This is a genomic window from Pseudomonas sp. 05L36 (genome assembly GCF_056398125.1).
In genome coordinates, this window is sequence record NZ_JBFTOU010000015.1 from 108,742 (window position 1) to 133,723 (window position 24,982).

A 24,982-nucleotide genomic window follows, 5' to 3' on the forward strand; every position below is an offset into this window, starting at 1 on the left:
CTTGAATCCAGCCTATGGCTCAGTCTTTCTCCAACCGTGAGAAATACATCCGGCCCAACCCACGCCAGGTTTTCTTGCTCCAGGCCTTGAACGGAATCTGCGCCAGCAACTCCCGCGCCAGCTTGCGATCACGATTGGCGGTCTTGAGGAACATGGAATTGAGAAACTTGTAGCGCACCTCGTCATACAGCGGGTGATCGCTGAAGAGCGCGTAGGTGCGCAGGATGCTGTCGATCATGAAGCGGTGGTTCTTGTAGGAGTTGGTGGCGTGCTTGCGATAACGCGCCATCAACACATTCAGACCGTCGATGAAGTAACCGGCATGGGTCACCTTCAACTCGATCAGCAAGTCTTCCAGGCGAATGGTCGGGTCGAAACCGCCCACCTTGTCCAGAGCTTCGCGACGAATCATCAGCGTGGGTGCCGGTGGATAGGGCTTGCGCTCCAGGAACATGTCATCGAAGTCCAGGCGACGGAACGGCACATCCCGGCGCTGGCGCTTCTCGGGGTAGAGATTGCCGTCGGCATCGATCAGTTCGATGTTGCCGGCGCAAATGCCGACCTCGGGTTTGCCGTCCATATGAGCGACCTGGGTGGCGATTCGCTCCGGCAGCATGATGTCATCCGAACCGAACGGCACGATCAGGCTGCCCTTGGCCCGGGCAATCGCACCGTTGAGGGTGTTGGTCAGCCCCTGGTTTTCCTGCACCCGGAAATCGAAACCATGGATGACCTGCAGCGCCTTGATCCGCTCGACGCTGTCATCTTTCGAGCCATCGTCGACCACCAGCAACTCGATGTTCCGGTAGGTCTGGTTGAGGACGCTGAGAATGCTTTCCTCGATGTAAGGGGCATGGTTATACGACGCGATGATGACCGTGACGATGGGTTGCGCGTCGTTCATGGCTGTTCCTTGCGGGCCTGTTCCAGGCCGGAGTCGATCAGATTGAGGTATTCCCGACGGAACTCCTCGATGTCATGGTGTTGCTGCAGATAACGGAAGGCCTGCTCACCCTTGGCCTTGAGCTCGTCATCCGACAGCCCGAGGTAGGTGTCCAGCGCCGCCTGCAGCGTCGGCACATCCTTCGGTGTAATCGCCAGGCCACCGGCGCCCTCGATGAGCGGCAACATGGCCGGCACGTTCGAGGCAATCACCGGCAAATGCCCGCTCATGCCTTCAAGCAGCGCCAGCCCGAGGCCTTCGGCCAGGGAGGGCATGGTCCAGATATCGAAAGCGCGAATGTACTGCAGGGCGATTTCCTTGAACCCCAGCAAATGGGCACGACCGCTGAGGCCGAGGCGGTCGATTTCCGCGGCCAGGCGCGACTCTTCGCGGCCGGCACCGATGATCGCCAGTTGGGTATTCGGGTATTTGTCCTTGAGCGCGGCAAAGGCCTGCAGCAAATAGATATGGCCCTTGACCGGCACCAGTCGCCCCAACGCACCGATCAACCGCACCGACGGATCGATGCCCAACAGTTCACGGGCCTTTTCACGACTGTGTTGCAGACCTTCGGCTTGCTCGATGTCGATGGCGTTGGTGATGGCGTAGGTATTCTGGTCGGTGAAGCCACAGTCACAGTCCAGCAGATACTGTTTCACTGCAGGCGACACGCCAACGAAGCGCCAGTGACGATCAATCAGGCGCTGGGTCTGGCGGCGACGGTAAAAGCGGTCGTACTCGCCAAAGCCGTGGGAAATGCCAATGCACAACGACACTTTCAACCAGCGGTTGAGCGCCAGCATCATGTTCACCGGTTTGAAGCGGTTGCAGATCACCACATCGAATTTTTCCCGGCGGCAGAACTTGTACAGCTGCCACATGGCCCGCAGGCGCATGCCCTTGAGGGACTTGTCGGAAAACTCGAAGTACACCGAACGGTCGGCTCGGCTCACTGCTTCGCCCGGCCCGGGTTTGCCACGCAGAAACGCGGCGGTCACTTCATAGCGATCACTGGGCAGGGCCTTGACGATTTGCTCCGCGAGGTCGGCGAAATCATGGGCTTTGACGTTGTAGTCAGGCTGCAGCTGCAGGACCTTTGACCGCTGACTCATAACTCTCCCCGCTGAGAAACATTGCCTGGTGTGTGCTTGAGGGACCACAAAAGCTCGTGGCGCCGGACTGCCTTGCGAAAGAATTCGTTCTGGCCATAGGTGGGCGGCAAGCGGCCGGCCAACAACCGTTGGATCAACCGACGCAAGCGACGCTTGAACGGCATCGCCGGTTGCAGGTCGTGCATCATGCCCAACGCCATGGCTTTGTCTCGCTGTTGCTCCAGCGGTATCGGCAGGCAATAAGGCTGCATCGGCCGGGCCGAATCGAAGGCAGGCGGCAAGGCGATGCCATCACCGGTATCGCCCATCGGCCAGCGGTCGTTGTCGTGCAGGTGGTTGGCATAGCCCAATAGCGTGGCCGGCTGCCAGTCCAGGCCTTGCAAGGCTTCGAGGACTGCCGCCTGGGCGCAGACATGATCGGGATGCGGATCGAGGGTCGGATGCGGCAGGACGATGACCTCGGGCCGGGCCCGCAGCAGCAACTCACGCAGATCCGCCAGAAGATTGTTCCAGGTCGGCGCACCATCGGCATCGCCAGGCAGCGCGAAAGGATTCAACCGGCGGAACAGCCGGGTGTCGCTCATATCCGCCTCCCGCGATCCCGCCGCCACGGCAGGCGCGGCCTGCATGTTCGCCAGTTGCAGACAGAAGTAACCCAGTTGTACGCAGTGAGCCTCGGGCACACCGGCCCAACGTGGCACGGCGATGCTGTCCCAGGTGCGCAGACGGCCTTTCAAGCGGGCCGCATCGACCTTGTTCAGGCCCATCTGCTGATAGTGTTCGGCTTCGATTTCACCCGCTGTCAGCGTGACGATCCAGGTTTCGTCGGCCTGGCTGTACAAACCGTAGGCCGCCAGCTCGGCGTCATCGGCGTGGGGGGCGATGACCATCACCCGCTGACGTCGGTAATCCGGATGTTCGAACGCCCACAGCACGGGCTCACCAAACACGCGACAGAAGCGCCCGCGCAAGCGCAGGTCACCGCGCGACAACGCCTGAGCCTGACCACTGAGATTGAGGTAACGCAGGCCGTTCACGCCCCGTTCGAAGGTTTGTCGGTCAGGGTTTTCGCCACCCGCCAACTCCACCACCGGATCGATAAATCGTCCCAGCCAGGTGCTCTTTACCCGCAGGGCCAGCACCAGCGTCGCGTCGTCGACCAACATCACGCCCTCGTCCAGCCGCAAATGTTCACCGCTCAGGTGCACCTTGGGTTGTGGCGTGTACGGGGGAAAGCTGTACTGGTAATCGTCTTTCGCTGAGTAGAACAGATGGTCGGCAAACCAGGCTTCGTGGGCAATCCAGCCCAGAACCGCCAGCACCAGCGGCAACCACCAGGCCACCAGAACACCGATGACGATCAACAACGCCAGCGCAATCAACAGGCCTATGCGTTTATTGCGCCGATGGCGCTTGAGCAGTTGCTGTTTGCGGCTCATGGCTTGGCTCATACAGTGAAGACCGGCACGGGGTTGCACCAGCGATCCTTGTATTCACGGTCGGCGCGACCGAAGGAAAAGCGCAACGGTTTGTCCTGCGCCCGGGCATGCTCCCAGGCGCTTTGCGTATTGAGGAAACTCAGCACGCTGCCGGGGCTGAACTCACGGGTTTGTGGATCGACCCCGCCGTTGATGTACTCGACACTGATCCACTGCGTGGTTTCTACGCGGTACACCAGTTGAATCGCAATCGGCGCATCGTTGAGGAAAATCACCGAACCGATCAGCAACTCGCGCAGCAACTCGATGACCTCGGCCATGCGCTCGGCACCCGTCGCCGGGAAACCCCAGCGGCGCTGGAACAGGTCGCAGTAAATCGCCGCCAGATCGAAGCTGGAAAATTCGGACACCGGTCGAACCACGCCACCGGCCTCTTCCAGCAAGCGCAACTCGCGGCGCTGGTTATAGCGAAACTTTTTCGACAGCTCTTCGGGGGTACGGGCCATGGCCAGTTGCTCGGTCTGCAACCTGATGCCAGTGAAACGGCCTTCGTTCAGCGCCGACAGATACCGCGCGCGATGGCGCAAAGGCACCTGGGCATCGGCAGCGGCCGGCAGGATGATCTCGGCGTTGCCCAGATCGAACAGACCTTTTTTGCCGCGACGCTTGAGCACGTCCTTGGACAAGGCCAAGTCGCGGCCCCAGGTCGGGATCGCCGCCTTGACCTCATCGCCCTGCACCCAGGCCAGGTAACGCACCGGAATGTCAGCCAGTTGCGCCAGCCGCTCGACCACCATGGGATGAGTCGCGACACTGCCGCCATAACGTTGCCAGGTTTCGGCGTATGTCGAGCCGTCGACTACCGCCCAGCCACGCTCGCGCCAGCCTTGAAATCGGTTGAGCATCAGCCCCTCTGTGCCAGTTCGGTAACATGCGGCAAATGCCAGAAAGCATCGCGTACCGCGCAATCGGAGAAGCGTTCGCGCAAGCGCTCGAGCATTAACTCGGCACACTGTCGGCGTTGCTGATCATCCATGCCAGCCAGATGTTGCAGCCCTTGGGCCAGACGCTCGGCATCGCCCAACGGGAACAGGATGCCCACGCCTTCGACCACTTCTTTCGCTCCGCCGCACGCCGTTGCGAGCAAAGGTACACCAGCGGCCATGGCCTCCAGCAGCACCATGCCGAACGGTTCGTGATCGGAGCTCAGGGCAAACACATCGAAGGCCCGGAAGTAGTTGCGCGCATCAGGCACCTGACCGAGAAACAGAACCCGGTCACCGATACCCAGCTCCCGGGCTTGAGCCTTGAGGTTCTCCTCCAGACGCCCCTTACCGAGAATCACCAGTTGACTGTTGGCCGGCAACCCCGGCAACGCCTCGGCGAAACCGTGCAACAGCGTGGCCTGGTCCTTGTCCGGATGCAGCCGTCCGACGTTGCCGACGATCCAGGCATCCGCCGCCAGCCCGAGGGTTTCCCGGGCCTCGCGAGCCAACACCTGCGAGGCTTGCAAGGCATCTACGTCGATACGGTTGTACAGGGTCTGGATCCGCGAAGCCGGCCACTTCGGCAGGCAATTGCGCATGTCGTCGCGCACGGCGTCGGACACACCGAGCAGACTCAAACGCTTGCGGAAAATATGCGCGAACAGTTTGCGGCTACCACGCTTGTAATCGTCAAAAGCGTGATGCACGCCAATCACCGGCAACGACGTGCCGAGCAAGGCGATATAGATCGGCTTGAAGCGGTGAGCGATGCAGAAACTGAAGTTGCGCGACGCGACGATCTTGCGCAGATCGCCGATGGCCCCCAGCTTCAGGCCACGAATGGCCTTGGAGCTGTACTCCATGAATAGCACTTCATCGCAAGCACAACCCGCGGCGACTTCGGCATCGGCAACCCCGGTGAGAAACACCGTGGTCACTCGATAACCGGTCCCCGCGAACAGGCTGGCGTACTGCCGTGCGCAGTCCAGGAACGGCCCGTCATAGCCGTGGCAGAACTGCAGCACATGGCGTTCAGCCGAACGTGTCATAGGCGTTCGCGCCCTCTTTGACCACCAGGATGTCTTCCATGATCAGATACTGTAGATCCGAACCGAAGAACATGTTCAGGGCGTCGGTCGGCGAGCAGATCATCGGTTCGCCGCGACGGTTGAGCGAGGTGTTGAGCGACACGCCGTTGCCGGTGAGCACTTCCAGCGCTTTCATCATGTCGTAGTAGCGCGGGTTGTATTCGCGCTTGAGTACCTGGGCGCGGGAAGTGCCGTCTTCGTGGACGACTTCCGGCACGCGGGTTTTCCATTCTTCCGCCACTTCGAAGGTGAAGGTCATGAACGGAGCCGGGTGATCGATCTTGATCATCTGCGGCGCCACGGTGTCGAGCATCGACGGGCAGAAAGGCCTCCAGCGCTCGCGGAACTTGATCTGGTGGTTGATCCGGTCAGCCACGCCCGCAATGCTCGGGCAACCGATGATCGAACGACCGCCCAATGCACGCGGACCGAACTCCATGCGGCCCTGGAACCAGGCCACCGGGTTGCCATCGACCATGATTTTGGCGATCTGCTCCGGCATGTTGTCGAGCTTGCGCCACGTCGGCTTGTTGGCGTGACGGGCGCACGCGGCGATCACGTCTTCGTTGCTGTACGACGGGCCGAGGTAGACGTGTTCCATCTTCTCGACCGGTACGCCACGGGCGTGAGACACATAGGCTGCCGCGCCCACCGCGGTACCGGCGTCGCCGGAGGCAGGCTGAACAAACAGCTCCTTGACGTCGTCGCGGGCGATGATTTTCTGGTTCAGCTTGACGTTCAACGCACAGCCACCGGCGTAGGCCAGTTTGCCGGTTTCCTTGAGCACGTCGCCCAGGTAGTAGTCGATCATCTGCAGCGCAATTTTTTCGAACAGCGCTTGAATGCTCGCGGCGTAGTGGATGTAAGGCTCGTCGGCGATGTCGCCTTCTCGCTTGGGACCCAGCCACTCGATCAGCTTCGGCGAGAAGTAGTAACCCTTGCCCTTCTCTTTGTAGCGACGCAGGCCGATGACGTTGGCGTAGTCGGTGTTGATTACCAACTCGCCGTTTTCGAACGAAGCCAGTCGCGAAAAATCGTATTTGCTGGCGTCGCCGTACGGCGCCATGCCCATGACCTTGAACTCACCATCGAGCATATCGAAACCGAGGAACTCGGTGATCGCGCCGTACAGGCCGCCGAGGGAGTCCGGATCGAAGAACTCCTTGATCTTGTGGATCTTGCCGTTTTCACCGTAACCGAAAAAGGTCGTGGCGTACTCGCCCTTGCCGTCGATGCCCAGGATCGCGGTTTTCTCTTTGAAACCGGAGCAGTGATAAGCGCTGGAGGCGTGGGCCAGGTGGTGTTCGACCGGCTCGATCTTGATCTTCTTCGGATCAAAGCCCAGTTGCTCCAGGCACCAGACGATCTTGTTGCGATAGCGCTTGTAGCGACGGTTGCCCATCAGGATCGCGTCGAGGGCGCGGTCCGGGGCGTACCAGTAACGCTTGGCGTACTGCCAGCGGGCCTTGCCGAACAGACTGATCGGGGCGAACGGGATCGCTACCACGTCGACATCGGACGGCTTGATGCCAGCCTGTTCCAGGCAGAATTTCGCCGATTCGTAGGGCATGCGGTTCTTTGCATGTTTATCGCGTACGAAGCGTTCCTCTTCAGCCGCCGCGACCAGCTTGCCGTCGATGTACAGGGCTGCGGAAGGATCATGGCTAAGGGCGCCGGACAGGCCAAGAATCGTCAATGCCACAGGGGTCTAGCCTCTTTAGTCTGCATGCAGGCGCAAGCGCCTCAAAAATTAATGTGCCCTCGCAAGGGGCGAGAGACAGCTAAAGGGCGGGATTATAGCGTAAAAGCAGCGGCAAACCTCTAGCCGCAAGCGGCATGCAACTACGGCCGGGGCCTCGCGACATTTTTTATCCGCGCGCAGGTCGCCAATAGATGGAAATATTGCCGTCCACGCTTTGCCGGTAAATCGTGTACGGCAAGACAACGGTGTCCAGCGCGCCAGACACGGCCAAGTCCAGCAATACGAGTGGCACAAGGAAACCCGTAGGGTCTGGCGGCGCATTCAATACACAGAAGTCATAAGCCAGGCCGCTGTAGACCCGCGGGATGGACTGGCAATAGGTCTTTTGCCTGCGCAGCCCCTGCGCTGCTTCGGCTTCATCCTGCAGGACGGTGGCGGCGGTCCCGCAGCCCATTAGCGACACTGATAAAACACCTGCTGAAACTGCCATTTTGATTGTCACAGCCTGACCTCCGAGAACGTCAGGCAAACTAGCATCGGGGCAATTTCAGCCACAGTTCATGACTTCCCAAGATCGCGTAGGACGGATCACAAGAACTTGTCTGCTTTCTTGGTTGGCAGTTCCGACCTCATCGTCGGAACGCCGCCCGGAGCAAGCTCGCTCCCACATTTGAACTGAGGCGTTCACAGGTTTTGTGTTCACCACCAATCCCTGTGGGAGCGAGCTTGCTCGCGATAGCGATTTAAGCAGCGCCTGAGATGTCCTTGGGCAAACGCTGATCAATCACCTGAAAAAGGGCGCTACCTTCAGGCCAATTGCGCATGAACCGCGCGCGATCCCTGGCGTACGCCGGGGCGAAACTGCCAAGGGAACCGTGCTGGCACATCGAATCGAGGTCGATCAACGCCCAGCGATCCTGCTGCCAGAACAGGTTATGCCCCTTGAAGTCGCCATGACTGATGCGTTCGCGAATCAGCTCGGCAAACAAATGATCCAGCGCCGCCAGCTCGGCTTCCGGTGCATCACCGCTTTCAACATACGGCGCAAAACGCTCGATGATGTCCGGCCCCGGCAGGTACTCGGTGATCAGGTAAGCCCGACTGCGCAGCCACAGAAAACGCTTTTCCAGCAACGCCAGCGGCTTGGGCGTGGCAATCCCGAGGAACGCCAGGCGGTTGCCTTCGCGCCACGAATGCCAGGCCCGGCTCGGGCGCCAGAAACGCTTGAGCCAGTGGGCGAAGCCCTTGATGTTGTAGCGCTTGATCACCAGCGTGCGGCCAGCCACCTCGACCTTACCGACGCTCGCCGCGCCCCCGGTCTTGTACAGATGCCCCTGATCGAGCAGGGTATCGGCCTGCTCCAGCACCGGCACCATCGACGGCTCTTCCTCGCGGCGAATCGCCCGTAAGCCGAACGCCCCGCGCTGGACGCTGAACAGCGTGCACTCGCGGCCGACCTTGATCAGGAAGTCCTTGAGGCGCCAGCTGCGGACCTTGTCGATCTGCTTCTGCAGCGCCTCCATGGGCAAGGCGTGCTCGCCGTTGCTGAGCAGGTAATACACCAGCAACTCTTCAATGAAGGGCTCGATCGACTTCGGCAACTGGGCGAAGAACACCCCGAGGTTTTCCAGGACCTTCTGCCGCGACAGCGGCTGGCCAGGTGTTTCGGAGCAAATCCCGGCGCCGTCGATCAAGTACAGACGACCACGCTGACGCAGCAGGTTGTCCAGGTGCAGATCTTCCTGCCACAGGCCTTTGCGGTGCATTTGACCGATGGCACCTAACGCCTCGGCCAGCACCGCTCCTTGCCCATCGGACAGCACGGGCTGCTGCTCAACCTGCGTCCAGGTATCACCCAGGCTTTCGGCGCCGTCCAGAAACTCGAACAGCAGCCAACCACCCTCACCCTCTTTCAGGCCATCGGCCAACAGCTGCGGCGTGGTCAATCCTTGAGCGGCAAGCAAGCGCACGCCGTCCAGCTCACGCTGGAAGTGCCGCGAAGCCTTGCTGCCGACCAGCAACTTGGCCAACACCGGCCGGCCACGCCAGACGCCGGCACCGACATAACGCTGCCCCGGCAACACCCGCAACAGGCTCAGCAGTTGTAGCTCGGCGGGGCCGGCGGCATCAGCCAGCGAAACGCTCAATGGCAACGCCGGATTGCGGCCGGCGGACTTCAACTCGGATAAACGCATCAGCGTGGTCCCTTTTGGCTGCGCCGCGTCGTCAAACGCCCCAGCCAGCTGTCGATCAACGAGCTGTCCTGTGGTTGATCCAGATAGGCGGCCAGCAATTGCCGCAGGTGCGACTCTCCCCACTCGGGCGCGCGACGCGTCAGCGGTTCCAGGTCCTTGATTCGGTCACGCTGCCCGTACAGCAGTGGTCGGGTTTTTTCCAGGTCGATCAATTGAGCCTGATAGCCGTTGCCGGTGGCGCGCATGAAAATATGCTTGGGATAGAAGCACCCATGCACCTGGCGTGCAGCGTGCAACTGCCTGGCCAGTTCGCCAATGGCCTTGAGGATTTCCGAGTGCTGCTCAGGGCTCAATTCAGCCCAGTGCTGCAACAGCGAGTCGAGATCGTCCCAACCATCCAGGGCACGGGTCAGCAGGATCGCACGGACTTCGCCATCGACCTTGCGCTCCCCGTAGAACACCGCTTCCAGCGCCGGAATGCCCATCCTCCGGTAGAGGGAGATGTTGCGAAACTCGCGAGCGAAACTCGGCTCGCCGAACGGCGCACGCAAGGTGCGGGTCAGGTAGTTGCTTTGACGCTTGAGGTAGAAACCATGACCTTCCAGATCCAGCCGAAACACGCTGCTCCAGCCGCCGCGACCGGTGTTGGGCTCGTCCACCGCATCGAGTTGCTTGGCCCAGAGTGCTTCGAATGTGCCGAGGCCGTGGCGCTCAAGCAGCGCTCGGTCTTCAGCGGCCAGAAAATCAGTCATTCACGCCCCTCGAAAAATCTCACCACGTGCCGGATACGTTTTTTGTCCGCAGCGTTGAGCCGGGTCCGATTGCGGTATTGCAGGTAAAAGCGCAGGCGCTGGGTTGCCGACAGTTGATACTTGGCGACCTTGTCCAGGCACGCCAGATCCTTGGTAATACGGTACTTGAGCCAGAAACCGCGCCAGAAATCGCCGTTGGGGCAATCGATCAAAAACACTCGAGCCTCATCGTCGATCAGCAGGTTGCGCCACTTCAAATCATTATGGGTGAAGCGGTGGTCGTGCATGGTCCGGGTATATTCGGCCAGCTGACGACTGACGGTATCGACCCAGGCGCGATCCGAAAGTTTCGGGTCGCGACGCTCGGCCAGTGCCGACAAGTCTTCGGTACGAGGCAGCTCCCGGGTAATCATCGCGCCGCGAGCGTAGGCCACACCGCGTCGTTCCAGCCCCCAGGCCACCACTTCGGCCGTGGGGATGCCCCACTTGGCGAAGCGCTTGAGGTTCTGCCATTCCATCTTCACCCGAGGCTTGCCCAGGTAACGCCGCAAGCCTTTGCCAGCGCCCACATACCGCTTGACGTAATAGTTGACGCCATTGCGCTCGACCCGGATGACCTCCGAGAGCAGGTCACTGGTCAAACGCTCGCCTTGCAGCGCAAACACAGCCTCGAGGCTGCCAAAGTCATCGGCCAGGTCGCTGTAGGCCGGTTCCAGTTTCCAACCCGACATCAGAGCGCATCCCCGTATCGTTGTTTACGCTCATAGAGCTTGTTGGCCTTGCCGTCGAGCCATGCCAGCAAAGACGCCTCTTCAATCAGGATCTGACGCAGCGGCTGCTGGAAATAGCCTTTGAGGAAACGCAGCTTGTCGCGGCGGGTCAGGCCAATGTCCAGCGCGGAAAAGTACAGCGCGGCCAGGTCCTTGTTGCGCCAGCGCGAGGTGATCGCCGGGCGGGTCTGGGCGCGGTGCAGGTCGATCACCGAGAGTTTGAAGTCGTCGGCGGTCACCGGTTTGTCGGTATGCAGCAGGAAATGGCAGATGTAGCAGTCGCGGTGATTGACCCCGGCGCGGTGCATCATGCCGGTCATGCGTGCGACTTCGGCGATCAGCGCGCGCTTGAGCTTTGGCTCCGGTGGCTGCTTGATCCAGTTGATACTGAAATCTTCCAGACTGACCGTCGGCGCCAGCTCCTCGGTGACGATGAACGAGTGCTGGTCGGCGGGGTTGCTGCCCTTCTCGCCATACGCGACGGCGGTCATGGTCGGCACGCCAACTTGCTGCAGGCGTTGAATGGCCTGCCACTCCTGACCGGCCCCCAATACTGGAAGCTTGGCAGTGAGCAGGTTCTTGAAAATTTCGCCCCAGCCGATGCCACGGTGGATTTTCACGAAAAATCCGTTGCCATCGACTTCCGTGCGTAAGGTCCGACGTGCTTCCAGCTCGCGGTACACCTCGCCCTTGAGCCCCTCGACTTCGGCGAACGGGTCGCGTCCGGCCCAGAGGCTCTTGAACGGTTCAGCCAGCATCAACTTCATTTAAGCGTGCTCCGCCAGAATCACATCGGCCGCGTGCTGCGGCATGCTGTAGAGGTCGGCCGTCCCGGCGTAGGCCAGACCATTGCGGCTCCAGGCCGCCCTTGCTTGAGCGTCGTTCAACATGCCGGTCAGGTACTGCGTCAGCTGTGCCTGATCGAACGGTTCGTCCAGCACCAGGCCGGCGTCGGCCTCGGCAATGTAATGGGCGTACCCGCACACCGCGCTCACCAGCACCGGCAAACCGGCCACCAGCGCCTCGAGCAGCACGGTGCCGGTATTTTCGTTGTACGCCGGGTGGATCAACAGATCGGCACCCAACAGGAAACGCGGGATATCGCTGCGGCCTTTAAGGAACGTCACGTTTTCTCCAAGCCCCAGTGTCGCACTCTGCATCTGGAATAATTTGGGGTCATCCTGGCCAATTACAAACAGCCGGGTGCGTTTCCTCAACTCGGCAGGCAATGCCGCCAGTGCCTTGAGGCTACGGTCCACGCCCTTGGTCTTGAACCCGGAGCCGATCTGCACCAGCAGCAGTTCGTCGTCCTTGAGATCGAATTCAGCGCGGAACCCTGCGCGAACTTCATCGGCATCCGGCGGCCGGCGACGGTCCTGGGCGATGCCCGGTGGCAGCAGGTGGAAGCGCTCCAGCGGCGTGTCGTAATGCTTGATGAACAACGGCTGCTGAACCTCGGAAATCATCAACACTTCGGTCTTGGCGTCCCTGGCGAACACCGCCCGCTCGTATTCGGCGAAGTGGCGATAGCGGCCCCAACGGCGATACAGCGAGTTACGCAGGTTCTGCGCCTTGTCTTCGAAGCAGCCGTCGGCGGCGTAGTAGACGTCCAGGCCCGGCATCTTGTTGAAGCCAATCAGGCGGTCGACCGGGCGCTTGGCCAGGTCCGCTTCCATCCACTCGCTGAGCTTCTCGTTGCGGCGATGGTTGAAGAACGCCTTGACCGGCGCCACCAGCACTTCAAAACCCGGCGGTACGTCGCCTTCCCAGATCAGCGTGTAGACGCGAATCTGATGGCCGCGCTTCTGGCACTCCAGGGCGATGCGCATGAAATCGCGCTGCAGGCCACCAAAGGGAAAGTATTTGTACAGGACAAATGCCAATTGCATCAGCGCAGCTCCTCAGCCATTAACAACGTGCTCAGTCGGCTGGCGACACGCTCGGGATTCAGACGCGTGAAGCACAACGGCCACTCGCGTTTCAGGTCAAATTGACGGAAATCTTCAGCCGTCGGCTGATAAGTGCATTTCTTTTGCAGGCACGGTGCACAAGGGAAGTCGCTGGCCATGTGAATCTGCACTTTGCCATAGGCGCCGGTCAGGCCCGGATTGGTCGGACCGAACAGCGACAGCGTCGGCACATCCAGTGCGGCGGCCAGATGGCCCAAGCCGGTATCCACCGCCACGCAGGCTTGCGCGCCGGCCAGCACCTTGCCGACACCCGCCAGGTTCAGTTTTGGCAGCACTTCGGCGTGCTTGAAACCCGCAGCGATACGCTCGGCCCGGGCTTTCTCCAGGGCATTGCCCCAGGGCAACTTCACCCCGACGCCAAGGTAGCCAACCCGTTCAGTCAGCTCGCGCCAGTAGGCTTCGGGCCAGTGCTTGGTGTCCCAGGTGGTACCGTGCAAAAACACCACGTAAGGATTCTTGCGCGGCAACTCCACCAGGCGCTCGATATTCAGTCCGTAGTCGCCCAGACCTTTGGGCAAGTCATAGCCCAACGCAATGGCGAACAACTGACGCACTCGCTCCACCGCGTGCTGCCCACGGGCAACGGCCAGACGTCGATCATAAAAGCGCGCAGCAATGGGCTCGCGTGCGGAGCTTTTATCGAGGCCGGCCACCGGAGCCTTGACGTAACGGGTCAGCCAGGCGCTTTTCAGCAAGCCCTGGGCGTCTATCACCAAGTCATATCTGGTGGCGCGAACGCTTTGTTTGAAGCGCTTCCACTCGCCGCTCTTAATGGTCTGCCAGATGTTTTTGCGCCAGCGACGGATCGCCACCGGAATCACCTTGCCCACCGCCGGATGCCAGGTCGGGATTTCGGCAAAGCCTTCTTCCACCACCCAGTCGAATTTGATGCCGGGAATCGCCCGCGCCGCGTCGGTCAACGCCGGTAACGCGTGAATGACGTCGCCCAGCGAAGAAGTCTTGATCAACAGAACCCGCAAGCTATTTGACCTCGACCACAGTGCCTTGCAACCGCTGCAAGGCTTCGTTCACGGCCTGCGGCATGAGCTGGCGCAGGCAGTTGTAATGGCCGAAACGGCAGGTGCGATCGAAGCACGGACTGCACTCGATGCCCAGGCGTACGATTTCCACGTGCTCGGCCAGCGGTGGCGTGAAGCCCGGCGACGTCGAACCGTAGACCGCGACCAGCGGGCGGTTCAGCGCGGCGGCGACGTGCATCAGGCCGGAGTCGTTGGACACCACAGAATCTGCACAGGACATCAGGTCGATGGCTTCGGCCAGCGAGGTGCCGCCGCTGAGGTTGACCGATTCTTCACGCAGGCCCGGAATCAGCCGCGCGCGGATGTCTTCGCCCACGGCGTGATCGTTTTTCGAACCGAACAGCCAGACTTGCCAGCCTTCGCGGATCTTCGCTTCGGCGACCTTGGCGTAATGCTCGGACGGCCAGCGCTTGGACTCGCCAAACTCGGCACCAGGGCACAGGGCCAACACCGGACGGTCGAGGGTCAGGCCGAACTTTGCCAGTGCCGCCTCGCGCGTGACCGAATCGATCTGCAGCGTCGGGCGCGGATACGGCTTTGGCAATTCAACGCCAGGCTCGTAAGCCAGGGCCATGAAACGCTCGATCATCAGCGGGTAACGATCCTTATCCAGCGTGCGCACGTCATTGAGCAGGCCATAGCGGAACTCGCCACGCCAGCCTGTGCGTTTCGGGATGCTGGCAAAGAACGGCACCAGCGCCGACTTCAGGGAATTGGGCAGCAGGATCGCCTGGTCGTACTGGCCAGCCAGGGATTTGCCGATGCGCCAACGCGTTGCCAGCTCCAGGACACCGTGACCGAGCGGAAAGCTCAAGGCCTGGCGAACTTCGGGCATCCGCTCAAGAATCGGCCGGCTCCACTCGGGGGCCAGCACGTCGATTTCGCATTGCGGGTGGCGTTGCTTCAAACACTGGAACAGTGTCTGCGCCATCACCATGTCACCGACCCAACTGGGCCCAACGATCAGAATTTTCATGTGGTTTCCATAAACGAACCGGGGAGGCCTACGCCTCCCCGCCTCGAAAATTCTACAGAACAACGCAAATCTACTGTAGGAGCGAGCTTGCTCCGGGCGGCGATCCGACGATGAACCTGAGACCCCTCAGGGTGTCAGGCTCGCCGCGTTATCGTTAACGACCATCGCGAGCAAGCTCGCTCCTACAGGGAATATTGGCGTATCAAATATCCCGTTTCAGCTTAGCCCCAGCTCAAGCCAGATCCGCATGACCTGCCGCCGTTCGTCCGCGAACTGGTCGCCCGGTATCACCCCGGGGTCCTTCTGCAAGGCCTGCCGGTGGGCGGCGGAGCGGTAGGCTTTATACGCTTCACGCAACAGACTGGCATCTTCGACGGGCATCAGCCCTTCATGCTCCAGTTCTTCCAGAATGCGGATATTGTCCGTCCAGCGCAGCAATGGCGGGTGTGTTTCGGACCACGCCAGGGCCGCGTATTGCACCATAAATTCAATATCGACGATACCTCCGGCATCTTGCTTGATATCGAACGGCGCCGTGGCTTCGAAGGCATTTGCCCCGGTGCCGGCCGCCGTGCTCTTGCTGCCGAGGTTATCGCGCATCTTGGCGCGCATCTCGCTGACCTCCTGACGCAGGGTCGGTAGATCACGGGTTTTGCCCAATATCGCGGCGCGGACTTTCTCGAATGCCTGGCCGACATCCTGACTGCCCACCAACACCCGCGCACGCACCAGTGCCTGATGTTCCCAAGTCCAGGCTTCGTTCTCCTGATAACGGGCAAACGCCCCGAGGGAACTCACCAGCAACCCCGACGCACCGGACGGCCGCAGACGCATGTCCACCTCATACAGCTGCCCGGAGTTGGTCTGCGCTGTCAGCAAGTGAATGATCCGTTGCCCCAGACGGGTGAAAAATTGCGCGCCATCGATGGGTTTGGGTCCGTCGGTTTCAGCCTGCGGATCGCCATCGTGGATGAACACCAGGTCCAGGTCCGAACCATGCCCGAGTTCCAGGCCGCCGACTTTCCCATAACCGACAATGATGAAGCCGGGATCGCACAAGGTGCCATCGGTGCGCAGTGGCGTGCCGTACTTGGCCACGGTCTGGCGCCAGGCCAATGCCAGCACTTGCTCCAGGATCGCTTCGGCGAGCCAGGTCAGGTAATCGCTGACTTTCATCAGCGGCAGACTGCCGGCGATTTCCGAAGCGGCCACCCGCAAGCGGTGCGCCAGCTTGAAGTGGCGCAGGGCTTCCATTTGCTGTTCGAGGTCGTCCTCGGGAATCCGCGTCAGGCGCTCGCGCAACTCGGCCGCCAATTCTGGCGCCAATGGCGGTTTGAACAGCCGGCCTTCGTTGAGCAGTTCGTCGAGCAGTAACGGGAAACGGGTGATTTGCTCGGCGATCCACGGACTTGCCGCACACAGCGTCAACAAACGCCGCAGCGCACCGGGGTTCTCGGTCAACAACACCAGATACGCGGAGCGACGGGCCACGGCTTCAACCAGCGGCAGCACCCGTTCCAGTACCAGGTCCGGATTGTCATGTTCCACGGCCTGTGCCAGCAGACGCGGAATAAAAGCATCGAGACGTTCGCGGCCCAGACGCTGCATCGCCCGCAATTGCGGGCTACTGCGCAAGCCGGCCAAGGCTTTCAAGGCTTTGGGGGCATCCTTGAAGCCACCCTCTTCCAGTTGGCGGCAAGCGGCCTCATCGTCCTGAGCCTCTTCCCACAGCGGCAACCACTCACCGCCGACCACCACTTCGCTTTCGGCGCCCTGCTCTTCGTCGGGATCGGCGATCACCTGCCCGAAGTGCCAGGCCACGCGGCCGCGCCAATACATCAGTTGTTCGTGGAACGCCGTCCAGTTGGCGAAACCCAGCATAAAGGCAATGCGCGCCTGATCCTGCTCGCCACTGGGCAACATTTGCGTCTGGCGATCGGCAATCGCCTGAATCGCGTGTTCGGTGTAACGCAGGAATTCGTAACCTTCACGCAGCTCGCCGATCACGGCCGGCGGCAGGTAACCCTGACCTTCCAGCGTGCTCAGCACTTTTAATAGCGGGCGTTGCTGCAAGCTCAAATCGCGGCCGCCGTGAATCAGCTGGAACGCCTGGGCAATGAACTCGACTTCACGAATACCGCCGGAACCGAGCTTGATGTTGTCGGCCATGCCCTTGCGCCGTACTTCCTGCTGGATCAGTTGCTTCATGGTGCGCAGCGCTTCGATGGCCGAGAAGTCCAGGTAGCGCCGGTAAACGAACGGCCGCAGCATCTCCTGCAGTTGCGCGCCGGCTACTTGATCGCCGGCCACCACCCGCGACTTGATCATCGCGTAGCGTTCCCAGTCGCGACCCTGGTCCTGGTAATACTGTTCCAGCGCGTTGAAGCTCAGCACCAGAGCGCCGGACGAACCGTAAGGTCGCAAGCGCATGTCGACGCGAAATACAAAGCCGTCGACGGTCATCGGGTCCAGCGCCTTGATCAGCCGCTGGCCCAGACGAATGAAGAACTCCTGGTTATCCAGCGCGCGTTTCACGCCGACGGTTTCGCCGCCCTCGGGGTAGGCAAAAATCAGATCGATGTCCGAGGACAGGTTCAGCTCCACGGCGCCGAGCTTGCCCATGCCGAGAATGACCATCTGCTGCGGCTCGCCGCTGCGCCGCCCGGTCGGCACGCCGAACTGCTGGCAATGCCGCACATACAACCATTGATAGGCCTGATCGATGCTGGCATCCGCCATGTCCGAAAGGTCGCGACAGGTCTGGATCAAATCGGCCTGGCGGGTCAGGTCGCGCCAGATGATCCGCACCTGATGGCGTGCACGCTGGCGGCGCAAGGCGCGGCCAAGCTGATCGTCGGACTCGGCCTCGCTCACGGCGGCCGCGATCTGCCCGCACAACTCGCCGGGAGCGAAGCGGCGATCCAGTTCGCCGGACTGCACCAGCTCCAGCAACATCAAAGGGTCACGAGCACACTGTTCAATCACGAAATCGCTGGCGGCGGTGACGCGGGCAAATTGCGCCCAGCGTTCCGGCGTCCAGGTGGACAGCCCGTGGTCATCGTCCAGGGCAGCGACGGCAGCCCGGAACGACTGCTCGGCGCGGGAGACCAACGGCAGGAGAATGGCGGGCAGTTCGGCAAGCGAAGGGAGGCTCATGGTCTATCCTTGATCGGCGTACAACGGACTGCATGTAGTGGTTTTCGAAAACTCACTACCTGAGGGACTGTCGAACAAAAGTTAGAAATAGCTGAGATTTCTTTAATTTTGGCAGCCAGCATCAAGCTTTTACCTTCTGTAGTTGGAAAAAGACCAACCTTAACGATTATTCTCACAACGCAGCCGGGGGCGACAAGCCGCTCATCTGTAGTTTTACTACTCGTATATACATTAGACGGGCTGAAATGCCGGAAGATTTGTAGTAAAACTACACGCCGCCGGAACAACCTGTCGGCAATCCAAGAATTCATAACGTCTGCCCACAAGGCCAGTCGCTAACTCAGGCAACCGATTCTGGTAGCCTTTCCGCCCTGGAGCAAGCCATGCAAGACCTCGATCCCGTCGAAACCCAGGAATGGCTGGACGCCCTGGAATCGGTTCTCGACAAAGAAGGCGAAGACCGTGCTCACTATCTGATGACCCGTATGGGTGAACTCGCGACCCGCAGCGGTTCGCAGTTGCCTTACGCCATCACCACACCTTACCGCAACACGATCCCCGTTACCCACGAAGCACGCATGCCTGGCGACCTGTTCATGGAACGCCGCATTCGCTCGCTGGTACGCTGGAACGCGATGGCCATGGTAATGCGTACAAACCTGAAAGATTCTGACCTCGGCGGTCACATCTCCAGCTTCGCTTCCAGTGCGACCCTGTATGACATCGGCTTCAACTACTTCTTCCAGGCCCCGAGCGACGAACACGGCGGCGACCTGATCTACTTCCAGGGCCACACCTCGCCAGGCGTTTACGCCCGCGCATTCATGGAAGGCCGCATCACCGAAGACCAGATGAACAACTTCCGCCAGGAAGTCGACGGTCAGGGCCTGTCGTCCTACCCGCACCCTTGGCTGATGCCTGACTTCTGGCAGTTCCCGACCGTATCCATGGGTCTGGGCCCGATCCAGGCGATCTACCAGGCACGCTTCATGAAGTACCTGGAACACCGTGGCTTCATTCAGCCGGGCAAACAGAAAGTCTGGTGCTTCCTGGGCGACGGCGAGTGCGACGAGCCGGAATCCCTGGGTGCGATCTCCCTGGCCGGCCGCGAGAAGCTGGACAACCTGATCTTCGTCATCAACTGCAACCTGCAACGCCTCGACGGCCCGGTTCGCGGCAACGGCAAGATCATCCAGGAACTCGAAGGCGTGTTCCGCGGTGCCCAGTGGAACGTGACCAAAGTCATCTGGGGCCGTTTCTGGGACCCACTGCTGGCCAAGGATGTCGACGGCATCCTGCAACGCCGCATGGACGAAGTCATCGACGGCGAGTACCAGAACTACAAGGCCAAAGACGGCGCGTTCGTGCGTGAACACTTCTTCAACACGCCTGAACTCAAGGCAATGGTCGAAGACCTGTCCGACGACGAGATCTGGAAACTCAACCGTGGCGGCCACGACCCGTACAAGGTCTACGCGGCGTACCACGAAGCGGTCAACCACAAAGAACAACCGACCGTCATCCTGGCCAAGACCATCAAGGGTTATGGCACCGGTGCCGGCGAAGCGAAGAACACTGCGCACAACACCAAGAAAGTCGACGTCGACAGCCTGAAGTTGTTCCGTGATCGTTTCGACATCCCGGTCAAGGACGATGAGCTGGAAAACCTGCCATTCTTCAAACCGCAAGAAGGCAGCGCCGAAGCCCGTTACCTGAGCGAGCGCCGTACCGCACTGGGCGGCTTCGTACCTCAGCGTCGCGCCAAGAGCTTCAACATCCCGACTCCGCCACTGGACACCCTCAAGGCGATCCTGGACGGCTCGGGCGACCGCGAAATCTCCACCACCATGGCCTTCGTGCGGATCCTCGCGCAACTGGTCAAGGACAAGGAAATCGGTCCGCGCATCGTGCCGATCATCCCGGACGAAGCCCGTACCTTCGGTATGGAAGGCATGTTCCGTCAGCTGGGCATCTACTCCTCCGTCGGCCAGCTCTACGAGCCAGTCGATAAAGACCAGGTGATGTTCTACAAGGAAGACCAGAAGGGTCAGATCCTCGAGGAAGGCATCAACGAAGCGGGCGCCATGAGCTCCTTCATCGCTGCCGGTACTTCGTACTCCAGCCACAACCAGCCGATGCTGCCGTTCTACATCTTCTACTCGATGTTCGGCTTCCAGCGTATCGGCGACCTGGCCTGGGCCGCTGGCGACAGCCGCACCCGTGGCTTCCTGATCGGCGGCACCGCCGGCCGTACCACCCTGAACGGTGAAGGCCTGCAACACGAAGACGGTCACAGCCACCTGCTGGCCGCGACCATCCCGAACTGCCGCACCTACGATCCAACCTACGGCTACGAGTTGGCGGTGATCATTCAGGACGGCATGAAGAAGATGACCGAAGAGCAACAGGACGTCTTCTACTACATCACCGTAATGAACGAGTCGTACCAGCAGCCAGCCATGCCGGCCGGTGCCGAAGAAGGCATCAAGAAAGGCATGTACCTGCTCGAAGAAGACACCCGCGAAGCGGCGCACCACGTTCAGCTGATGGGCTCCGGCACCATCCTGCGTGAAGTTCGTGAAGCAGCGAAGATCCTGCGCGAAGAGTTCAACGTCGGCGCCGACGTGTGGAGCGTTACCAGCTTCAACGAACTGCGTCGCGACGGCCTGGCCGTTGAACGCACCAACCGTCTGCACCCGGGCCAGAAGCCTAAGCTGAGCTACGTCGAAGAGTGCCTGAACGGCCGTAAAGGTCCGGTCATCGCGTCTACCGACTACATGAAACTGTTCGCCGAGCAGATCCGTCAGTGGGTACCGTCCAAGGAATTCAAAGTCCTGGGCACCGACGGTTTCGGCCGCAGCGACAGCCGCAAGAAACTGCGTCATTTCTTCGAAGTCGACCGTCATTTCGTGGTGTTGGCAGCCCTGGAAGCACTGGCTGACCGTGGTGACATCGAACCTAAGGTTGTGGCTGAAGCCATCGCCAAGTTCGGTATCAACCCGGAAAAACGCAACCCACTGGACTGCTGAGGAGAGATTCTGTGAGCGAACTCATTCGCGTACCTGACATCGGCAGCGGTGAAGGTGAAGTAATTGAACTGTTTGTGAAGGTCGGCGACCGTATCGAAGCCGATCAGAGCATCCTGACACTTGAGTCGGACAAGGCGAGCATGGAAGTGCCTGCGCCGAAGGCCGGTATCATCAAGAGCCTGAAAGTGAAGCTGGGTGATCGCCTGAAAGAAGGCGACGAACTGCTGGAGCTGGAAGTCGAAGGTGCCGCTGCTGCGGCCCCTGCGGCTGCGCCGGCGGCCAAGGCTGAAGCCAAACCGGCTGCTGCACCTGCCGCCACCCCTGCTCCTGCTGCGCCGGCTGCTGCCAGCGTTCAGCAAGTGCACGTGCCGGACATCGGTTCGTCGGGCAAGGCCCAGATCATCGAGATCCAGGTCAAGGTCGGCGACACCGTCGCGGCTGATCAATCGCTGATCACTCTGGAATCCGACAAGGCGAGCATGGAAATCCCGTCGCCTGCCGCTGGCGTGGTCAAAGCCATCAGCGTCAAGCTCAACGACGAAGTCGGCACCGGCGACCTGATCCTGGATCTGGAAGTGGCGGGTGCTGCGGCACCAGCTGCTGCTCCGGCCCAGGCTGCCGCTCCGACTGCTGCCGCTGCGCCTGCTCCTGCAGCAGCTCCGGCTGCTCCAGTGGCCGACAGCGTTCAGGACATCCACGTTCCGGACATCGGTTCTTCGGGCAAGGCCAAGATCATCGAAGTCCTGGTCAAGGTCGGCGACACCGTTGCCGCCGACCAGTCGCTGATCACTCTGGAATCCGACAAGGCGAGCATGGAAATCCCGTCGCCAGCCGCTGGCGTGGTGGAAAGCGTTTCCATCAAGCTCGATGACGAAGTCGGTACTGGCGACCTGATCCTGAAACTGAAAGTCAAAGGCGCCGCTGCGGCCGCTGCTCCGGCACCTGCCGCTGCTGCTCCGAGCGCAGCTGCTCCATCTGCTCCTGCCGCCGCCGCTGCACCTGCTGCTGCGCCGGCCGCTGCTCCAGCCAAGCCTGGTGCAAAAGTTCACGCCGGCCCTGCCGTGCGTCAACTGGCCCGCGAATTCGGCGTCGAACTGAACGCCGTTGGCGCCAGCGGTCCGCACGGTCGCATCCTGAAAGAAGACGTGCAGGTTTACGTCAAGGCCATGATGCAGAAGGCCAAGGAAGCACCAGCCGCTGCTGCTGGCGCAACCGGTGGCGCGGGCATCCCGCCGATTCCGGTCGTGGACTTCAGCCGCTTCGGTGAAATCGAAGAAGTGCCGATGACCCGCCTGATGCAGGTCGGCGCCGCCAACCTGCACCGCAGCTGGCTGAACGTGCCGCACGTGACGCAATTCGACTCGGCGGATATCACCGAACTCGAAGCGTTCCGTGTTGCCCAGAAAGCCGTTGCAGAGAAGGCCGGCGTCAAGCTGACCATCCTGCCGTTGCTGCTCAAGACCTGTGCACACCTGCTCAAGGAGCTGCCGGACTTCAACAGCTCGCTGGCGCCAAGCGGCAAGGCGATCATCCGCAAGAAATACGTGAACATCGGCTTCGCCGTCGACACCCCGGATGGCCTGCTGGTACCGGTCATCAAGAACGTCGACCAGAAGAGCCTGCTGCAACTGGCGGCCGAAGCGGCTTCCCTGGCTGAAAAAGCCCGGACCAAGAAACTTTCGTCGGACGAGATGCAAGGCGCCTGCTTCACCATTTCCAGCCTCGGCCACATTGGCGGCACCGGCTTCACGCCGATCGTCAACGCGCCGGAAGTGGCGATCCTCGGTGTTTCCAAGGCAACCATCCAGCCAGTCTGGGACGGCAAAGCCTTCCAGCCGAAACTGATGTTGCCACTGTCGCTGTCCTACGATCACCGTGTGATCAACGGCGCCGCTGCTGCACGCTTCACCAAGCGTCTGAGCGACCTGCTGGGCGACATCCGCACCATGCTCCTGTAACACCGACCGGCCCTCCTTCACCGGAGGGCCAGTTGCGTTCCACGTTTCCGAGCGCCACGCTCGTACCTCAACCCCGCCAATTTGGCGGGGCTTTTTTTGCCTGTACGAAACGCAGGCAATGTCCTACATGCCTGGTTTGATTGCCCCACACACACCATCCCTTTTTGCCCGATATTTTCCCGTCAGCAAACACTTAGCCTTAACGCCCAAAACCACGATGGCAACTTTTAAAGCCACTGGTTGATTAGTTCATTATTCGAATGGATTCGAACATGCTAAAACTCTCTGTTGGCCCAATAGTTGGGCACACTACAACTGATCACGCGCGTATCTTTGTGCGTGGCGAAGCGCAAAAAAATGCACCCGTATTTGCCGGTATTCGTTATCGGCAGTCCGGGCATGAACAATGGCTCAAAAGTATCTTTGTAAGGCTGACAAGCCTGCAGGACATGTCCGATGTCATTGTTCTCAATAACCTGGCGGCCGATACCGAATACGAATACCAGGCCGGCTGGTTCAGCACTACGAGTGCCGAGCACTCTGTGGATTCGCTGCAAGAACTGCCGCTGCAATGGCCGCAAGAGCTCTATCGCGTGCGCACCCGGTCCGGCACGCTCGGCACACCACGAGCCTATTTCGTTGGCTCATGTCGTTACTTGCGGATGACCGCCGGCATCCCGTCGGCGCCACATCTGGGCGACCGGGTATTTGCCTCGATTACACAACTGGCACAACAAGCCGACCCGCCGGTCAGCGCGATGTTGATGACTGGCGATCAGATCTATGTCGACGATTTGAATTTTTTCGCGCCTGACCGCGAATATCAGCAAATACTCGCGAAATACCGTGCGGCTTTCTCCCAGCCGCATATTTCCAGGTTAATGGCCAACCTATCGACTTACATGATCCTCGACGATCACGAAATTGAAGATAACTGGCCGACCAAGAAAAGATCAGGCGATGATATTCTATATAAAAACGCCATCACTGCTTATGAGTTATATCAAGCCAGCCACAGCCCGGCATTTAAATTACTTGACGATGGGCGGATCAGCCGGCATCCAAAGCACTATTGGTATCAGTTCACCGATGGCGATATCGAATGGTTCGTCACCGATAGCCGTACCCAGCGTAATCTGTCCGCCGATGATCGACGCATCCTTGATGTTGAACAGGAATATGCCTTGTGCCAATGGCTGATCCACAGCCCCGCCCGGGTCAAGTTGGTGGTCACCAGCGTGATGCTCTATCCCGACGCCAAACACAACGGGGATGACGCCTGGGCCGGCTTTCCCGGGCAACGGCTGCGGTTGCTGGAGACCATTCGTTCGCACCGGTTGAAAAATGTCATTTTCGTTTCCGGTGACGTCCACGGCTCCTTGACCAGTCGACTGACCCACAGCAAAGACCCGGACTTTGAGGTGCACACCATCGTGTCTTCGCCATTGTGCAACATCAAACTGATGCCCTATGCCAGTCAATCCAGCTTTATCCTCGACCGGCCGTTGGCACGCAACGCCGCAGGCGAATATCGACAGGAATTGACCGGCAAAGTCATCAGTCAGGATAACTTCGCGCACCTGGTCATCGATGCGGAACGCATTCAGGTGAATTACCACGATCGGGATGGCAAGTTGCTGCAATCGACAGGCATCAATTTGCGCTGATGGCAAAAAAATCACAGCCTTCGGGACGCCCCCCAAGGCTGCGATCTGATCAATAACAATACTTTCTGCCGGGAACTGCAGAAATCTTCGCGCCTGCCGACATATTCTTATAGCACTTGGCCTTCATCTCTCTTGTCAGTCGGTGTCGCAATGATGCAACCTTGCCGCAGGCAACAGTCAAGAGGGCGAGAGCCCAGCG

Annotated in this window: 18 protein-coding genes; 3 read left to right on the forward strand and 15 right to left on the reverse strand. The window is 60.3% G+C overall.

Annotated features, from left to right (window positions below):
- Nucleotides 1-19: 19 nt before the first annotated feature.
- From AC1DKH_RS17145 to glnE, 15 genes are all read right to left on the reverse strand, one after another.
- Nucleotides 20-904 (reverse strand): glycosyltransferase, encoded by an 885-nt coding sequence (locus AC1DKH_RS17145; protein WP_477798739.1) that lies wholly within the window; start codon nt 902-904, stop codon nt 20-22.
- Nucleotides 901-2,055 (reverse strand): glycosyltransferase family 4 protein, encoded by a 1,155-nt coding sequence (locus AC1DKH_RS17150; RefSeq protein WP_477753616.1) that lies wholly within the window; start codon nt 2,053-2,055, stop codon nt 901-903. The genes AC1DKH_RS17145 and AC1DKH_RS17150 overlap by 4 nt, the downstream gene beginning before the upstream one ends.
- Entirely contained in the window at nt 2,052-3,494 is a 1,443-nt protein-coding gene (locus AC1DKH_RS17155; protein WP_477798740.1) for a PIG-L deacetylase family protein, read from the reverse strand. Before AC1DKH_RS17155 ends, AC1DKH_RS17150 begins: the two co-directional genes overlap by 4 nt.
- Before the next feature lie 8 nt (nt 3,495-3,502).
- On the reverse strand, nt 3,503-4,399 hold the full coding sequence (locus AC1DKH_RS17160; RefSeq protein ID WP_477798741.1) for an antimicrobial resistance protein Mig-14: 897 nt from the start codon (nt 4,397-4,399) through the stop codon (nt 3,503-3,505).
- Nucleotides 4,399-5,529, reverse strand: a complete 1,131-nt coding sequence (locus tag AC1DKH_RS17165; protein WP_477798742.1) for a glycosyltransferase — start codon at nt 5,527-5,529, stop codon at nt 4,399-4,401. Before AC1DKH_RS17165 ends, AC1DKH_RS17160 begins: the two co-directional genes overlap by 1 nt.
- Nucleotides 5,513-7,270 carry a carbamoyltransferase family protein gene (locus AC1DKH_RS17170; RefSeq protein ID WP_477753620.1) on the reverse strand — a complete coding sequence of 586 codons (1,758 nt, stop codon included), beginning with the start codon at nt 7,268-7,270 and terminating at the stop codon, nt 5,513-5,515. Before AC1DKH_RS17170 ends, AC1DKH_RS17165 begins: the two co-directional genes overlap by 17 nt.
- 166 nt (nt 7,271-7,436) lie before the next feature.
- Nucleotides 7,437-7,772 carry a YceK/YidQ family lipoprotein gene (locus AC1DKH_RS17175; RefSeq protein ID WP_477753621.1) on the reverse strand — a complete coding sequence of 112 codons (336 nt, stop codon included), beginning with the start codon at nt 7,770-7,772 and terminating at the stop codon, nt 7,437-7,439.
- 241 nt (nt 7,773-8,013) lie between these two features.
- Nucleotides 8,014-9,465, reverse strand: a complete 1,452-nt coding sequence (locus AC1DKH_RS17180; RefSeq protein ID WP_477798743.1) for a lipopolysaccharide kinase InaA family protein — start codon at nt 9,463-9,465, stop codon at nt 8,014-8,016.
- Nucleotides 9,465-10,217: a lipopolysaccharide kinase InaA family protein gene (locus AC1DKH_RS17185; RefSeq protein ID WP_477753623.1), complete on the reverse strand. Its 753-nt coding sequence runs from the start codon at nt 10,215-10,217 to the stop codon at nt 9,465-9,467. Before AC1DKH_RS17185 ends, AC1DKH_RS17180 begins: the two co-directional genes overlap by 1 nt.
- Complete coding sequence (locus AC1DKH_RS17190; RefSeq protein WP_477798744.1) at nt 10,214-10,948, reverse strand: lipopolysaccharide kinase InaA family protein; 735 nt, start codon at nt 10,946-10,948, stop codon at nt 10,214-10,216. The genes AC1DKH_RS17185 and AC1DKH_RS17190 overlap by 4 nt, the downstream gene beginning before the upstream one ends.
- Nucleotides 10,948-11,754 carry a lipopolysaccharide core heptose(I) kinase RfaP gene (gene rfaP, locus AC1DKH_RS17195; protein ID WP_477753625.1) on the reverse strand — a complete coding sequence of 269 codons (807 nt, stop codon included), beginning with the start codon at nt 11,752-11,754 and terminating at the stop codon, nt 10,948-10,950. The genes AC1DKH_RS17190 and rfaP overlap by 1 nt, the downstream gene beginning before the upstream one ends.
- On the reverse strand, nt 11,755-12,876 hold the full coding sequence (locus AC1DKH_RS17200; RefSeq protein ID WP_477753626.1) for a glycosyltransferase family 4 protein: 1,122 nt from the start codon (nt 12,874-12,876) through the stop codon (nt 11,755-11,757).
- Nucleotides 12,876-13,937 carry a lipopolysaccharide heptosyltransferase I gene (waaC, locus tag AC1DKH_RS17205; RefSeq protein WP_477798745.1) on the reverse strand — a complete coding sequence of 354 codons (1,062 nt, stop codon included), beginning with the start codon at nt 13,935-13,937 and terminating at the stop codon, nt 12,876-12,878. Before waaC ends, AC1DKH_RS17200 begins: the two co-directional genes overlap by 1 nt.
- Before the next feature lies 1 nt (nt 13,938).
- Complete coding sequence (waaF, locus tag AC1DKH_RS17210; RefSeq protein ID WP_477798746.1) at nt 13,939-14,973, reverse strand: lipopolysaccharide heptosyltransferase II; 1,035 nt, start codon at nt 14,971-14,973, stop codon at nt 13,939-13,941.
- Nucleotides 14,974-15,189: 216 nt separating this feature from the next.
- Nucleotides 15,190-18,129: a bifunctional [glutamate--ammonia ligase]-adenylyl-L-tyrosine phosphorylase/[glutamate--ammonia-ligase] adenylyltransferase gene (gene glnE / locus AC1DKH_RS17215; RefSeq protein ID WP_477753629.1), complete on the reverse strand. Its 2,940-nt coding sequence runs from the start codon at nt 18,127-18,129 to the stop codon at nt 15,190-15,192.
- Between the two features lie 383 nt (nt 18,130-18,512).
- Here glnE and aceE point away from each other — a divergent pair, with 383 nt between their 5' ends.
- The 3 genes from aceE to AC1DKH_RS17230 all read left to right on the forward strand — a co-directional run bounded on the left by aceE (nt 18,513) and on the right by AC1DKH_RS17230 (nt 24,783).
- Entirely contained in the window at nt 18,513-21,158 is a 2,646-nt protein-coding gene (gene aceE, locus AC1DKH_RS17220) for a pyruvate dehydrogenase (acetyl-transferring), homodimeric type (protein ID WP_477753630.1), read from the forward strand.
- A gap of 11 nt (nt 21,159-21,169) precedes the next feature.
- The gene (gene aceF, locus AC1DKH_RS17225; RefSeq protein WP_477798747.1) at nt 21,170-23,116 is read left to right on the forward strand and encodes a dihydrolipoyllysine-residue acetyltransferase; all 1,947 of its coding nucleotides are present in this window, start codon (nt 21,170-21,172) and stop codon (nt 23,114-23,116) included.
- Nucleotides 23,117-23,388: 272 nt separating this feature from the next.
- Nucleotides 23,389-24,783: an alkaline phosphatase D family protein gene (locus AC1DKH_RS17230; protein WP_477798758.1), complete on the forward strand. Its 1,395-nt coding sequence runs from the start codon at nt 23,389-23,391 to the stop codon at nt 24,781-24,783.
- Nucleotides 24,784-24,982: the final 199 nt, after the last annotated feature.

Coding starts and splice junctions, on each gene's coding strand:
- AC1DKH_RS17145 (WP_477798739.1), bottom strand. CDS start 904: ATGAACGACGCGCAACCCATCGTCACGGTCATCATCGCGTCGTATAAC.
- AC1DKH_RS17150 (WP_477753616.1), bottom strand. CDS start 2,055: ATGAGTCAGCGGTCAAAGGTCCTGCAGCTGCAGCCTGACTACAACGTC.
- AC1DKH_RS17155 (WP_477798740.1), bottom strand. CDS start 3,494: ATGAGCCGCAAACAGCAACTGCTCAAGCGCCATCGGCGCAATAAACGC.
- AC1DKH_RS17160 (WP_477798741.1), bottom strand. CDS start 4,399: ATGCTCAACCGATTTCAAGGCTGGCGCGAGCGTGGCTGGGCGGTAGTC.
- AC1DKH_RS17165 (WP_477798742.1), bottom strand. CDS start 5,529: ATGACACGTTCGGCTGAACGCCATGTGCTGCAGTTCTGCCACGGCTAT.
- AC1DKH_RS17180 (WP_477798743.1), bottom strand. CDS start 9,465: ATGCGTTTATCCGAGTTGAAGTCCGCCGGCCGCAATCCGGCGTTGCCA.
- AC1DKH_RS17185 (WP_477753623.1), bottom strand. CDS start 10,217: ATGACTGATTTTCTGGCCGCTGAAGACCGAGCGCTGCTTGAGCGCCAC.
- AC1DKH_RS17190 (WP_477798744.1), bottom strand. CDS start 10,948: ATGTCGGGTTGGAAACTGGAACCGGCCTACAGCGACCTGGCCGATGAC.
- rfaP (WP_477753625.1), bottom strand. CDS start 11,754: ATGAAGTTGATGCTGGCTGAACCGTTCAAGAGCCTCTGGGCCGGACGC.
- AC1DKH_RS17200 (WP_477753626.1), bottom strand. CDS start 12,876: ATGCAATTGGCATTTGTCCTGTACAAATACTTTCCCTTTGGTGGCCTG.
- waaF (WP_477798746.1), bottom strand. CDS start 14,973: ATGAAAATTCTGATCGTTGGGCCCAGTTGGGTCGGTGACATGGTGATG.
- glnE (WP_477753629.1), bottom strand. CDS start 18,129: ATGAGCCTCCCTTCGCTTGCCGAACTGCCCGCCATTCTCCTGCCGTTG.
- aceE (WP_477753630.1), top strand. CDS start 18,513: ATGCAAGACCTCGATCCCGTCGAAACCCAGGAATGGCTGGACGCCCTG.
- AC1DKH_RS17230 (WP_477798758.1), top strand. CDS start 23,389: ATGCTAAAACTCTCTGTTGGCCCAATAGTTGGGCACACTACAACTGAT.